The following is a 14,485-nucleotide window of genomic DNA, read 5'->3' as shown; positions in this document are numbered from 1 at the left end:
ACTACTGCAAATATTCCAATTCCACTTAGATGTACGCCACCCGCGAGCCTTTTGGGTTCGGGTTCAAGGTAATAAAACATTAAGATGAAGTTTCCGAGAAACTCGATCATTCTTTTCAAAACTTGGTGATTGATGAGGATGTCCCCTTCTTCAGGGGACATCCAATAAATTTATTCTTCGTTATGTTTAACTTCTGCAGTTGCGGCTGCTTCCTTAAGAAGAGCTTTGCGGCTCAGACTGTATTTCCCGCCCTCAATGCGAAGAAGTTTTACCTTAACTTTATCGCCTTCTTTGAAGTAGTCGGTAACTTTATGCACTTTTTTCATATCTATTTCGGATATGTGCACGAGTCCTGACTTACCGGGGAGAATTTCCACCAGCGCACCGAATTCCATGAGTTTGGTTACGACACCGTCGTAAACTTCGCCTACAACCGGTTGAGTGGTCATCAGTCTTATTCTTGTAGCTGCACCGTTGGCTGACTCTGCATTTGGACCTGCAATCTGGATTGTTCCGTCATCATCTATCGAAATATCAACTCCGAATTCTTTCTGCATGCCCTGAATTGTCTTTCCACCGGGTCCTATGATCGAACCGATAAGTTCAGTAGGAATCTGAAGTGTGGCAAGAGTTGGGGCAAAGGAACAAAGTTCCGGTCTTGGTGCTGATATTGCACTGTTCATTATTCCGAGGATATGAAGTCTTCCCTGTTTTGCCTGTCTAAGAGCTATCTCCATTACTTCAAACGAAACACCCTTTATCTTGATGTCCATCTGAAATCCGGTGATACCTTCATCAGTACCTGCAACTTTGAAATCCATATCGCCAAAATGATCCTCGTTACCGAGAATGTCGGAAAGGACGGCAAACTGATCACCTTCTTTTATCAAGCCCATCGCAATTCCTGCAACCGCTTTTTTTACAGGAACACCGCCATCCATGAGGGCGAGCGATCCGGCACAAACTGTTGCCATGGATGATGAACCGTTTGACTCAAGAATATCACTTACGAGACGGAGTGCATACGGGAAATCCTTTTCAGCAGGGATCATTCTTTTGAGTGATCTTTCAGCAAGGTTTCCATGTCCCACTTCTCTTCTGCCAACGCCTGAGTATCTTCCAACTTCACCAACTGAAAATGGAGGGAAATTGTAGTGAAGATTAAATCTCTTCACAGTCTCATCCAGCAAACCGTCGATGGTCTGCTGATCATTTTTTGATCCAAGGGTAAGTGTTGTAAGACTCTGTGTTTCTCCTCTTGTGAAGAGTGCAGAAGCGTGAGTGCGGGGAAGTATGCCGAGATCGACAGTGATTGGTCTGATCTCGTGTGTTTTTCTGCCGTCAAGGCGAAGATTCTCATCAAGAATACATTTGCGAATCAGTTCATACTGGAAATCGTGCAGAAATGTATTTATTGTTTTTTCCTGCTCTGGATATTTTTCAGCGAGCGCTTCGTTTGTCTCTGCAAAAATTGCATCGAAAGCATCACTTCTTTCCTGTTTTGCCATGACAGTGTAGATTGCAGATTTAAGTTTGTCATATGCAAGGGCTTTTACTTCTTCAAGAAGTGTCTGATCAATTTCCTTTGGTGTTACGACCATCTTTGGTTTGCCGCACTCGGCAGCAAGTTCGGAGATGGCAGTTACAATTTTCCTGATCTGCTCCTGAGCAAATTTCAATGCTTCGAGCATCACTTCTTCAGATACTTCCGAAGCTTCGCCTTCCACCATCATAATCGAGTCGTCTGTTCCTGCTACAATCAGCTCGATGTCACTCTGTTCAACCTGTTCGAATGTTGGATTAACCACAAACTCGCCGTTTACTCTTCCGACTCTTACTCCTGCGATAGGACCAAGAAAAGGAATATTCGATACTGCAAGGGCGGCTGAAGCACCAACGATAGCAATTACATCGGGATCGTTTTCTTTATCAAACGAATGTGTGGTTGCTACGATCTGTGTCTCATTTCTGTAGCTGTCATCAAACAGAGGTCTGATAGGACGGTCGATAAGTCTTGATGTCAGTACCTCTTTTTCCGATGGCTTTCCTTCTCTCTTGAAAAATCCACCCGGGAATTTTCCTACTGAGGCAAGTTTTTCCCTGTATTCAACCTGAAGAGGGAAAAAATCGATCCCTTCAGGTGCTTTGGGAGAAGCCACGGCGGCGACCAATACCATCGTATCGCCATATCTGACCATCACTGAACCGGCTGCCTGACGGGCAAATCTTCCGGTTTCAAAGCTTAGTACTTTTCCGCCTATTTCAACTTCTTTTGTGTATATCATTATTTAAGCCTTACTTTCTAATATTCAATTCTTTTATGATTGCTCTGTATCTGTTGATGTCTTTTGCGATAAGATAGTCGAGCAATCTTCTTCTCTTGCCTACCAGCATAAGAAGCCCTCTTCTCGAGTGGTGATCCTTTGCATGTGCCTGAAAATGAGCGGTCAGGTCATTGATTCTCTTTGTCAAAAGTGCTATCTGCACTTCGGTCTTCCCTGAATCTTTTTCGTTTTCACCATACTTTTTGATTATCTCAAGTTTTTCTTGATTAGTCATTGTGTTTTCCTGTTTTTGTTTGTTCGATTCGACCCCAGAAACAACCGGAGCCAATTAATTAAATGTTTATAAACTTTTTAAAACTTCGACAGCGGAATTTTTGTCCTTGTCTATCTGGTTTGCGAGGTCCTGTTTTGTAATAAACCTCATCTCTCCTCTGATACGGTCGATGAATTTCACGCGAAGTGTCTTTCCGTATAGGTCGTGGCCCGGAAATTCAATCAGATGAACTTCAACAGCAAGGTCCTTCAGGTTGAATGTCGGTCTTCTTCCAACATTCAAAACGCCTTTGTAAATTTTTTCTTCCACTTCCACCATTACAGCGTAAACGCCGTTGGCGGGAAGCAACTTGTTCTCGGAGTCGCACTCAAGATTAGCCGTCGGATATCCGAGCTCTCTGCCTCTTTTGTCACCGTGAACAACCTCTCCAAATATCTCATATTCGCGTCCCAGCAGTTCCGCAGCTCCTTTTACATTGCCTTCGGCGAGGAGTTTTCTTACTTGCGTGCTGCTGATATTGGTCTGATTTTGCATTACAGCCTCAACATATGTTACTTTAAATCCGGTTTTATCTGCTAACTTTCTAATGAAATTTTCGTCACCGCTTCTCCCTTTTCCGAAACGGTGATCGTATCCGACAATTATTTCTTCTATTCCGGTGCCATTTAATATAAACTTTGTGAAGAAGGAATCTGCGTCCAGCTCCGAAAAATCGAGTGTAAAATTGATGATAAAAACTTCATCAATTCCGAGGTTCTCAAAAATACGCAATTTTTCACTTGTGGTTGTGAGCAATTTAATGTCACCACCTTTGAAAACCACCTGCCTCGGGTGCGGGTCGAAGGTAATCAGAAGCGACCTGCAGCCTGACTTTTTGGCATTCGTCATTAAAATATCGAGAAGCAGTTGATGACCCTTGTGAACGCCATCAAAAGTGCCTATGGTCAGCACTGTCTTGTCTGACTTTGGAACTTCGCTGAGGTCACGATAAATTTTCATCAGCTCACATCTCTTGTATCTGCATTGAATATCTCTCTGAACGATTCAATAGTAACCGCATCTTCCACTCTGAATTCACCGATCGCTGTCCTTCTTAAGGACGACAGGTAAGCCCCACAACCGAGTTTTTCACCCATGTCATGTGCCAAAACCCTGATATATGTACCTTTTGAGCAAACCACACGAAAAGAGACCACAGGATGCTCCCAGGAAGTTATCTCAAATTCCTCAACCGTTACCCGGCGGGTTTCCCTCTCTATTGTTTCACCTTTTCTGGCGAGAGTATAGAGCCGTTGCCCGTTTTTGCTTACTGCGGAATACATTGGAGGCAGTTGATCAATCTCACCGGTAAGCCCGGCAGCAACCCTGAGTATGTCATCGATCTTGATGTGCGAGCTTTCATTTCTGATGTGCACCTCGGTTTCGGTGTCCATCGAAGGAGTCTGTTCACCCAGCACAATTGTTCCGGTATATTCCTTCACAAGACCCATGTAACTCTCAATTTTACGGGTCGATTTCCCTGTACATATTATCAGAAGACCTGTAGCCTTTGGGTCGAGAGTGCCGGCATGTCCAATCTTTTTAAGATGAAGCACCCGCCTCAGTCTGTAGATCACATCGAATGATGTGATCCCCAACGGTTTATCAATCAGTATAGTCTGACCGGCAGAGAAATCAATTTCCTTGTAACTCGTTACCGGTCTGGTTATCATTCTTGTGTATCTGTTTTAGAAGTCCCTCGATCTTTTCAACATAGTCGGAAGTATCGTCCACGAAAAACCTTAATTCAGGCATGAATCTCACTCTTATTTTAGAAGCAAGTTCATGTCTTATTGAAGGTATCTCCGCGGTTATCTTTTCGAGGGCATTCTTCCTCTGTTCTTTATCGAACACCGAAAAATATACCTTTGCCACCTTGAGATCGGGACTAAGCTTTACAGCCGTAATGGTTATCAGTCCAAATTCCCTGTCATGATACCTGAGGAGCATAATCATGCTCAATTCATCTTTTATCTGACTCTCAAGTCGTGCAACTCTGTGTCCCATCTCAGTACCTCGATTCCGTCTTACAGATCAATAAATTATTCGAGTTTTTTCTTGGTTTCAACAACTTTGAAGCCTTCGATTATGTCGCCGGTCTTTATGTCATTGAAATTCTGAACACTGATACCGCACTCATAGTTGGTATCCACTTCTTTTACATCATCCTTGAATCTCTTGAGTGAGGAAATCTCGCCAGTAAAGATCACAAGTCCGTCTCTGATCACACGGATTCTGTCGTTTCGGGTAATTTTACCTTCGATGACATAGCAACCTGCAACAGTTCCGATTTTCGGCACCTTGAATGTATCCCTTACTTCCACTGAAGAGGTAATTTCTTCGGAAAGTATTGGTGAGAGCATTCCTTCGAGAGCCTGTTTCACTTCGTTGATGGCGTCGTAGATGATGTTATAAATTCTTATATCGACTTTTTGAGTCTCCGCAAGCTTTCTTGCGTTCATATGAGGTCTCACATGGAAACCGATAATGATGGCATTTGATGCATTTGCAAGAAGAACATCGCTTTCAGAAATCGCACCGACACCTTTGTGAATAACTCTTACTTTTACTTCTTCTGTGGAAAGTTTCATAAGCGAGTCGGAAACAGCTTCCACTGATCCATCCACATCACCTTTTACGATGATTGGGAGTTCACTTACACCACCGATTGAAATCTGTCTCGAGATCTCATCCAGAGTGATATGATGAACCTGCTTGCTGTCGAGTTCTCTCTTCAACTGCTGTCTTCTTATAGCGATCTCACGGGCTGTTCTTTCAGTATCCACTACAATAAACTGATCACCTGCCTGTGGAGCACCTTCAAATCCGAGTACGAGTACGGGTGAAGAAGGCGGGGCTTCATTCATTTTCTTGTTTCTCTCATCAAACATCGCTCTTACGCGACCGTGCTGGTTACCGCAGACAAAGATATCTCCCTGTCTCAGTGTTCCTTTTTGAATAAGAACTGTTGCGGTGACACCTCGGCCTTTGTCAAGCTGCGACTCGATTACAACGCCTCTTGCCTCGCGGTTCGGATTGGCTTTAAGGTCGAGCACTTCAGCTTCAAGGAGTACTTTTTCAAGAAGTGCATCGATATGCAAACCTTGTTTGGCAGAAATTTCAACACTTTGATATCTTCCGCCCCATTCTTCAACGAGCACATTACGGTCGGCAAGCTGTTGCTTTATCTTTTCAATATTTGCACCCGGCTTGTCAATCTTGTTGATAGCAACGATTATCGGAACATTTGCAGCCTGAGCATGCGAAATAGCTTCCACTGTTTGGGGCATTACCGCATCATCTGCGGCTACAATCAGAATTACAATGTCAGTTACCTGAGCTCCACGGGCACGCATCGCGGTGAACGCTTCGTGACCGGGTGTATCCAGAAATGTTATATACTGGCCTTCGTTAACTTCAACTTTGTAGGCACCGATGTGCTGGGTGATACCACCCGACTCGCCGGCTACCACATTCGAACTTCTTATATAATCGAGAAGGGAGGTTTTACCGTGATCCACATGTCCCATGATCGTTACCACGGGGGATCTTGGTTCAAGTTCTTCTTCACTGTCTCCGATATCCTCAAGAACATCGTTTGTATATTCCTGTTCCACCTCAACTTCGAACCCGAACTCATCGGCAACAAGTGTGATGGTGTCAAGCTCAATCCTCTGATTTATCGAAACCATAAGACCAAGTGCGATACACTTCGAGATTACCTCTCCGACACTTACACCCATAACATTTGCAAGTTCAGAGACAGACATAAACTGATTTACTCTGATAATTTGTTCATCTATCCTGCGCTGCTCATCGAGTCTTTCCTGTGCTTCCATTCTCTCTTTGCGTTTTCTTTTACGCATCGAGGCTCTGTTGGAAATTACAGAGTCTTCTGTGGTAAGCATGGTTTTTCTGATCGATTCCAGAACTTCTTTCTGATCGATCTCCAATTTCTTTACTTTGGCTTTTTTCTTAACCGTTTCGGTTTCTTCTATAACCTGTTCCCTCTTTTTAGATTTGTTTTTCTTTTTCTTCTTGGCTTTTTTCTTTTCCGCATCCTCTGACGACTCGACAGCCGGTTTTTCTTCCGTCCTTACGATCGATTCGGGCTTTGGTTCTTCCTTCTTCGGTTTAGGTGTCTCAGCCTCGAATCTTCCGAGAATTTTAAGACCCATCTGCTTTCCGGTACGGGGATCGAAACTGTATTTTCTGGGGGGGATTCCCTTGTCTTCGGCTGGTTTTTCGGGTGTTGGCTCCGTTTCTTCAGGCTCATCGGGTTTTATCAGAGCTTCTATTTCAGGAGATACCCGTTCTTCAACTACAACTTCCTCAACAGGTTTCACCTGAACAGGTTCAGTTACTGTTGCAGGAGGTGCAACAGGTGGTTTTTCCTCCTCCTTCACTTCAGCTTCCTGCGCAACCGTTACCACGGGAGCAGGTGTCACAGATTCAACGACAACAGGTTCGGGGACCACAACTTCCTCTTTCACAGGAGGCACTTCGACTGTTTCTGTTTTGACAACTTCCTCAACAGGGGCAGGCACCTCTTCTTTTACCGGAGGTTTATCGCTTACGCCGGAGAGTTTTCTGTTGAACTCTTCCAGTTTTGTGTAATGTTTTTCAGCCCGTTCAATATCTTTTTTAAACTGCACCTTCACATCCTCGAGCATCACGGGAGTCAGAGGAGTGTTGATGGTCTTTACATCGTATCCTTTTTTCTTGAGATACTCAACAATAGCCTGTGCAGATACATTGAACTGCGACGCAAAATTGTGAATTCTAATCTTTTGCTCTTTTGGTTCAGACATCTATCTGTGATCCTATCTTTCTAATCCTGCATTCTGTTTTTGAGGATGTCCAAAATTCTGTCAACTTGTTCCTCATCATCCTCAAAAATCTCAAGCAGTTTTTCTTTTCCGGCTTTTATTGCATCTTTTACAGTATCAAGCCGGTTGTTTATAAGAGTTTCGTAAACTTCGGCACCAAGCTCACGCTTGCACTCAATAAGTTCCACTCCATCTTCATAATCTTCAATGTCTTTTTCAATCCGGTGGAAGTCGATGTTGTATCCGGTCACCTGCATAGCAAGTCTGATATTCACTCCATTTCTTCCAACTATCATCGCCGCCTGTGATGCTTCAGCAAAAATCACAGCGTTTTTGTTTACTTCATCGAGCTCAATCGATTTCAGTTTCCCGGGTGCCAGTGCTCTCTGGATCATGATAACAGGATCATCAGAATATGCAAAAACATCGATATTCTCGCCGGCAAGCTCTTTTATGATCGAATGAATTCTTACACCCTTCATACCGACACACGCACCGACAGGGTCAACCCTCTTGTCCATCGATTCAACAGCCACTTTAGCTCTCTCACCCGCCTGACGGGCGATTCTTCTCAATTCGATTATTCCATCGTAAACTTCAGGCACTTCAAGTTCAATAAGTCTTCTGAGGAGTTCAGTATCGGCACGGGAAATGATAATTTCAGGTCCGCTCTTCCCTCTTCTGACCTCTTTCACAATCGCTCTGATTGTGTTGCCTTTGTAATATCTCTCGTGAGGAATCTGTTCTTCACGGGGAAGCATAAGTTCATTTTTGTTGTGGTTTACAAGAACATCATTCTTGCGGATTTGATAAATGTCGCCGATGACGATCTCACCCACGAGTCTTTTGTACTCGTTCAGGATGATCTCTTTCTCGATTTCACGAATCCTTTGGTTAAGATTCTGCTTGGCAAGATTTATGAGTCTGCGCCCGAAGGTTGCCAGCTTTAACTGCTCCACATACTCATCACCTACATCAAGCTCATCCTCATTACCAAGTCTGTTCACTTCTTCGAGACTGATCTGTTTTTCAGGATTCTCGACTTCTTCGACTATTTCTCTCACAAGAAATATTTCGATGTCGCCTCTGTCCATGTTAACAACTACGGAGTAGTTTGCTTCTTCACCATATTTTTTACGAACAAGCAATCCGAAGATGTCTTCAATTATTCCATGAAGCACATCCTTGTCCACTCCTTTTTCTCTCACCATCGCCGCAAACGATTCAACTATGTCTGCGTTCATTTCTCTTCCTCCACTAAAAACTTACTTTAACCTTGGCACTCAGAACATTCTGAAAACCAATAATTCGTGATTCTTTGTTTAATTCAAATGTTAAAAGGTCATCTTCAACCTGAAGCAGTTTCCCTTTTATTTTCTTTTTCTCTTCACCTTCCGAGTAGGTTACCTCGAATTCCCTGCCGGTGTGCTTTTTATACTGTTTCAAATGCACCAGTGGTCTGTTGACCCCCGGTGATGAAACATCAAACCTGACAGGTCCCTCAAAAAGGTCTTCCTCATCGATTATCTTGCTGATGTCCCGGCTGACGGCTGCACAAATGTCAGCAGTCACACCCTCTTCCCCGTCGATGTACAATTCGACAACTTTTACCTTGCCTTCACCCTTCATTACAAAATCTATGAAAAGCATCCCGTGCTCTTCAACTGTCTGAAGGCATATCTCTTTTATTCTGTTGATTGCGTCAATCATAATTGCTTTCTAAAAAAAAACGCCCTGTGTCCGTAGGGCGAATAATCAGATTACAAATATAGCAATTTTAAAGGATTTTAACAAATATACTATCTTTCTCCAGCATTAATTTTCGCAGGTTAAAAAGCATTTCACCGTATGCAGATGATTCTGCAAAAAACCATCCGGTAATGATATCTAAAATCATATTTCTGTTGCATTTGTGAAAATTATTAATTATTATTGTTGGTCACTTTCCAATCTACACACAGGACAAAAACATGAAGTTCCGTGACTTTAAAATCGGTGCCCGCCTGGCAACTGGATTCTCTATAGTAATCTCTCTGATCCTCTGTTCACTTGTTGTTTCCATTTACAACATTAATATTCTCTCAGACCAGACAACTCTCCTCTACAGACACCCTTTTACAGTTACAAATACAATCAAGATGATAAACATTGAATCAGAGAGAATGCGAAGGATCCTGAATAAAATGGTAATTTTCCCGGAAAGTCACGACTCCCTGATTGCCGAAATTGATTCATCCAATCACCGTATTCTTTCATATTTTCCGGTTTTAAAAGAGAGATACCTCGGTGACAAACAAGACCTGGATGATCTTGAGTATGCATATTCAAAACTTGCTGAAAGCCGTTTTCAACTCATAACCGCCATTGAATCCGATGATGTCGCCCGTGCGAAAAAACTGCTCGTCGCACGGGAAGAACTGGTAAAATTATTTGAAATCGAGTTGAAGGATGTCCTGAATTTTGCAAACAACAAAGCAAAAGCCTTCTACGAAAATTCGGAGGTGGTGAAAGAGGATACCAAGGTATTGACTTATTTTTTTCTTCTTCTCCTTATGCTTGCAAGCGGTATCACGGGGTACCTGATAACAAGAGGGATCAGGAAACCGGTCGATCTGATAAGTAAAAAAGTCAAACTGATTGAGCAGGGGGAATTTTACTCCAAAATCGACTACGATTCGAAGGATGAACTGGGATCGCTTGCCAGGATAATTAATCAGGTGTCCGACTCGCTTGGTGACTATACTGCCAAAGCTGAAATTCAGAACTGGCAAAAATCCGGAATAAACAGTCTCAACGATACTTTAAGAGGTGAACCAAAAGTTACGGAACTTGCCGACAAGGTTTCTGCTTTTCTTAGTGAATACACCGGTGCATTTATCTGTGCTTTCTATGTGACTGACAGCGATGAGGAATACCTTACGCTGGCAGGAGGTTTCGCTATCAGCGATGTCGAACGGGCTAATAATACGGTTAAATTCAAAGAAGGTCTCACCGGGGAATGTGCCGCTTCACGCCGCCATCTTCATGTCAGGAATGTTAAAGACAGCCATTTCTTTATCTCATCTGCCACGGGAAAATCGCTGCCGAGTGAAATTTTCCTCTTCCCCCTTGTTTATGCAGAAAAACTTTACGGCATAGTCGAACTTGGGAAATATGGAATATTTTCCACCCGGGAGATCGAGTTCCTGTTAAGTACTTCTGCCATTATAGGAGCCGCTGTCAATTCCTCCAAATCGAGAGAATCGCTGACGGATCTCCTTATGAAGACTCAACAACTCGCAGAGGAACTTCAGGTGCAACAGGAGGAATTAAGAAGCTCGAACGAGAAACTCGAAGTGCAGCAGGAAGAACTCCGTGCTGCCAATGAGGAACTAGAAGAGCAGACAACCGCCCTGAAATTTTCCGAGGAAAGACTGAAATCGCAACAGGAAGAACTCGAAGTAATAAATGAAGAACTCGAAGAGAAAAACGAATCCCTGCAGAAACAGAAAGCAGATATTCAATTAGCAAGAGAGGAACTTGAAATAAAAGCCGAGGAACTCGCGATCGCCAGTAAATACAAATCAGAATTCCTGGCAAATATGTCCCACGAACTGAGAACCCCCCTCAACAGTCTTCTTATACTGTCAAAAATGCTCGGTGACAATAAAAAGGGCAACCTCACTGAAGATGAGGTGGAATCGGCTGAAGTGATTTACAGAAGCGGTTCTGACCTCCTCAATCTCATTAATGAGATCCTCGACCTTTCAAAAATTGAAGCCGGCAAGATGGAACTCCATATTGAGAAGGTCCCGGTTGAAATTATACGAAGAAATGTTGAGTCAACTTTCAAACATTCTGCGGCTCATAAAGGACTGGAATTTGATCTCTCCATCGGCGAGCACATACCCGATTCAATCGAAACTGACAAGCAACGACTGGAACAAATTCTAAAGAACCTGATCTCGAATGCGATAAAATTCACCAAAACCGGGAAGGTCACTGTCAGAATCGACATGCCAAAGGCTTCAGATAATCTCTTCCGAAGCGGATTGAACAGAAATGAATGTGTTGCCATCACTGTTGCCGACACCGGTATCGGCATCCCGCTCGAAAAGCAAAAAGTAATATTTGAGGCATTCCAGCAGGCTGATGGCGGAACATCACGCGAGTTTGGCGGCACCGGACTCGGTCTCTCGATTTCCAGAGAGCTTTCACATATCCTCGGTGGCGAAATCCAGGTCGAGAGTATCCCCGGCACCGGCTCCTCTTTCACACTCTTCCTTCCTCTCAAGTTCCCGGGACTGAATACTCCCAAAATTGCCGCCGAGCCAGTGACTTTGCCGAAGCCGAAGGAGCCCGAAGAAGTTGTTATTCCCCCGGTTAAAGTTGAAAAACCGCATAAAATTTCGGTAAACGACGACAGAAAAGATATCACGGAAAAGGACAAGGTCGTTTTAATTATTGAGGATGACCCGGACTTCGCTAAACTTTTGCTTAAGGAATGTAAAGAGAAAAATCTTAAGGCAATAGTTGCACTTACGGGTTATGAAGGTCTGGAACTGGCACTGAGATTTCTGCCCATGGCTATCCTCCTCGACCTGGGTCTCCCCGATATCAATGGTATCGATATTCTGACCCGGCTGAAAGAATCCTCGAAAACCCGGCACATCCCTGTACATATAGTAAGCGGTGCCAATACCGTAAGGGAAGCTCTGAACAAGGGAGCCATTGGTTATCTCGCCAAACCGGTTGCAAAAGAAGATATTGATGATGCGATTACACGGCTAGAGGAATTCTCCAATAAAAAAGTGAAGGACATCCTTCTTATTGAAGATGACATAAATCTTCAAAGAAGCATCTCCAGACTTATCGGCGACTCGGATGTAAAGATTTCAACGGTGGAAACCGGGAGTGAGGCAATCGAACTGCTCGCCGACGGTCACTTTGATTTGATGATTCTCGACCTTGGGTTGCCCGACATGACAGGCTTCGAGCTCCTCCAGTCACTGGAACAGTTCGAATCTAATCTTCCTCCGGTAATTGTTTATACGGGAAGGGACCTCTCCAAGGAAGAGGATGCCGAACTTCGAAATTATGCTGATTCCATTATCATCAAAGGAGTCCGTTCCGAAGAAAGACTGCTCGATGAAACTTCTCTCTTTCTGCACAGACTTGTAAACAAAATGCCCGAAAACAAAAAGAGAATGATCCTCGACCTGCATGAAACCGACCAGCTCTTCAGAGGAAAAAAAGTATTGATAGTGGACGACGACATGAGGAATGTTTTTGCTCTGTCAAAACTTCTCTCCGACAAAGGCATGAATATTCTGAAGGCTGAAAATGGCAGAAAAGCCATCGAGATTATCTCCTCCGAACCGGATATTGATCTCGTAATTATGGATATAATGATGCCCGAGATGGACGGATACGAAACAATCAGAAGGATCAGGGAAAAGGAAGAATTCTACGACATCCCGATTATTGCAGTTACGGCTAAAGCCATGAAAAAAGATTATCAGGACTGCATTGCTGCCGGTGCAAGCGACTATCTTCCCAAACCCGTTGATATAGAAAGACTCTTTTCAATAATGAGAGTCTGGTTATACAGATAAATTTTCCGTGGAAAGCATTGATGTTCAATAAATCAGAACTGGAAAACATCGAATTAAACCTCCTTCTCGAGGCGATATACCGAAGATATGGTTATGACTTCAGAGACTATGCACGCTCATCCCTCCTCAGAAGGGCAAGGCTGTTTATGTCCCATCTTGGTCTCCAGAATATCTCGGAGGTGATTCCAAAAATTCTCCACCAGCCGGATCTTTTTTTAGATCTTGTACATCATTTTTCAATTACTGTTACGGAAATGTTTCGAGACCCCTTTGTCTATGCCAAACTGATCGAGAAGGTGTTCCCGTTTTTGGAAACTCACCCGTATGTCAAAATATGGCACGCAGGTTGTGCAACAGGGGAAGAGGTTTATTCCACCGCCATACTTTTGAAAGAAGCAGGAATCTACGACCGTTGCACTGTTTTTGCAACAGACTTCAACGATTCCGCACTTGAAACGGCAAAAAACGGTATTTACAAAATTGATAACATGAAACAGTGCATCAAATCGTATCAGGATGCCGGAGGCGCTCATTCATTTTCGGAATATTACTCCGCTAAATATGATTCGATCACTTTTACTAAAGAACTTAAAAAGAATATTACTTTCGCGAATCACAATCTCGTTCTTGACAGAAGTTTTGGTGAAATGCACCTGATTTTTTGTCGCAATGTGCTGATTTACTTCAACAAGGATTTGCAGGACAGGGCACTCGAGCTCCTGGCGGAAAGCCTCATTCCTGGTGGTTTTCTCTGCCTCGGCACAAAGGAGTCAATCACTTTCAGCTCGGTGGCGAATCAGTTCGTTGTCGTGCAGGACAAGGAAAGAATTTTTCAAAAACGATATATCACTTAAAGAGACAACCTTTGAAAATTCGGACTTTTTCAAGTATAATCGTGATTGGCGCTTCAGCAGGAGGGCTTAATGCACTGATTTCGCTCCTGTCTAAACTGCCTGCGAAATTCAACATTCCGATGCTGATTGTGCAACATACAAGCCCGTATCAGGAGAGTCTCCTTTCCGATATTCTTGGGAAAAGATCTGTGTTACCGGTGGTTGAAGCTGAAGATAAAATGATAATTTCACCCGGTCTGGTGATCGTGGCGCCTCCAAATTATCATATGCTCTTGGAGAGCGATGCAACAGTATCACTCTCAACCGACGAAAAAGTGAAGTACTCCAGGCCCTCGATTGATGTACTATTCGAGAGTGCCGCCTGGGTTTATGGAGAGAATTCCCTGGGGATTATCCTTTCAGGTGCGAATGATGATGGTGCAAAAGGCATTAAGGAGATTAAGGAAGCGGGCGGGATCACACTGGCACAAAACCCCGAAACCGCAGAGTTTGCCCTGATGCCACAGGCTGCTATTGAGACCGGAGCAGTCGATTTTATCCTCACAATCGATGAAATCGCACTATTTATTATGGAAAAAAATAAATCAGAAAACTAAAAAAATTGTTCAGG

The 14,485-nt window shown here is 43.5% G+C and carries 11 protein-coding genes; 3 read left to right on the top strand and 8 right to left on the bottom strand.

Annotated elements, in window-relative coordinates:
* Window positions 1-170 precede the first annotated feature (170 nt).
* The 8 genes from pnp to LCH52_12245 all read right to left on the bottom strand — a co-directional run bounded on the left by pnp (window position 171) and on the right by LCH52_12245 (window position 9,137).
* On the bottom strand, window positions 171-2,285 hold the full coding sequence (gene pnp, locus LCH52_12280) for a polyribonucleotide nucleotidyltransferase (GenBank protein ID MCA0389257.1): 2,115 nt from the start codon (window positions 2,283-2,285) through the stop codon (window positions 171-173).
* A gap of 10 nt (window positions 2,286-2,295) precedes the next feature.
* The gene (gene rpsO, locus LCH52_12275; protein ID MCA0389256.1) at window positions 2,296-2,559 is read right to left on the bottom strand and encodes a 30S ribosomal protein S15; all 264 of its coding nucleotides are present in this window, start codon (window positions 2,557-2,559) and stop codon (window positions 2,296-2,298) included.
* A gap of 66 nt (window positions 2,560-2,625) precedes the next feature.
* Window positions 2,626-3,558, bottom strand: a complete 933-nt coding sequence (locus tag LCH52_12270; protein MCA0389255.1) for a bifunctional riboflavin kinase/FAD synthetase — start codon at window positions 3,556-3,558, stop codon at window positions 2,626-2,628.
* Complete coding sequence (gene truB, locus LCH52_12265; GenBank protein MCA0389254.1) at window positions 3,558-4,271, bottom strand: tRNA pseudouridine(55) synthase TruB; 714 nt, start codon at window positions 4,269-4,271, stop codon at window positions 3,558-3,560. The genes LCH52_12270 and truB overlap by 1 nt, the downstream gene beginning before the upstream one ends.
* On the bottom strand, window positions 4,234-4,605 hold the full coding sequence (gene rbfA, locus LCH52_12260) for a 30S ribosome-binding factor RbfA (GenBank protein ID MCA0389253.1): 372 nt from the start codon (window positions 4,603-4,605) through the stop codon (window positions 4,234-4,236). The genes truB and rbfA overlap by 38 nt, the downstream gene beginning before the upstream one ends.
* Window positions 4,606-4,640: 35 nt before the next feature.
* A complete protein-coding gene (infB, locus tag LCH52_12255) occupies window positions 4,641-7,409 on the bottom strand; it encodes a translation initiation factor IF-2 (protein ID MCA0389252.1) in 2,769 nt (922 codons plus the stop codon).
* Between the two features lie 20 nt (window positions 7,410-7,429).
* Window positions 7,430-8,671 (bottom strand): transcription termination factor NusA, encoded by a 1,242-nt coding sequence (gene nusA / locus LCH52_12250; protein MCA0389251.1) that lies wholly within the window; start codon window positions 8,669-8,671, stop codon window positions 7,430-7,432.
* 13 nt (window positions 8,672-8,684) lie between these two features.
* Window positions 8,685-9,137: a hypothetical protein gene (locus tag LCH52_12245; GenBank protein ID MCA0389250.1), complete on the bottom strand. Its 453-nt coding sequence runs from the start codon at window positions 9,135-9,137 to the stop codon at window positions 8,685-8,687.
* A 260-nt stretch (window positions 9,138-9,397) separates the two neighbouring features.
* Here LCH52_12245 and LCH52_12240 point away from each other — a divergent pair, with 260 nt between their 5' ends.
* Genes LCH52_12240 through LCH52_12230 form a run of 3 tightly spaced genes read left to right on the top strand, consistent with a single transcriptional unit; the run spans window position 9,398 to window position 14,471 of the window.
* Window positions 9,398-13,021 (top strand): response regulator, encoded by a 3,624-nt coding sequence (locus tag LCH52_12240; GenBank protein MCA0389249.1) that lies wholly within the window; start codon window positions 9,398-9,400, stop codon window positions 13,019-13,021.
* A gap of 20 nt (window positions 13,022-13,041) precedes the next feature.
* On the top strand, window positions 13,042-13,875 hold the full coding sequence (locus LCH52_12235) for a protein-glutamate O-methyltransferase CheR (GenBank protein ID MCA0389248.1): 834 nt from the start codon (window positions 13,042-13,044) through the stop codon (window positions 13,873-13,875).
* Between the two features lie 11 nt (window positions 13,876-13,886).
* Window positions 13,887-14,471, top strand: coding sequence for a chemotaxis protein CheB (locus LCH52_12230; protein ID MCA0389247.1), 585 nt, complete (start codon window positions 13,887-13,889; stop codon window positions 14,469-14,471).
* Window positions 14,472-14,485 lie beyond the last annotated feature (14 nt).

It is taken from the genome of Bacteroidota bacterium, from assembly GCA_020161395.1.
Taxonomy (GTDB): Bacteria; Bacteroidota; Ignavibacteria; order Ignavibacteriales; family Ignavibacteriaceae; genus UTCHB3.
This window is presented reverse-complemented; position numbering and strand designations above follow the sequence as displayed.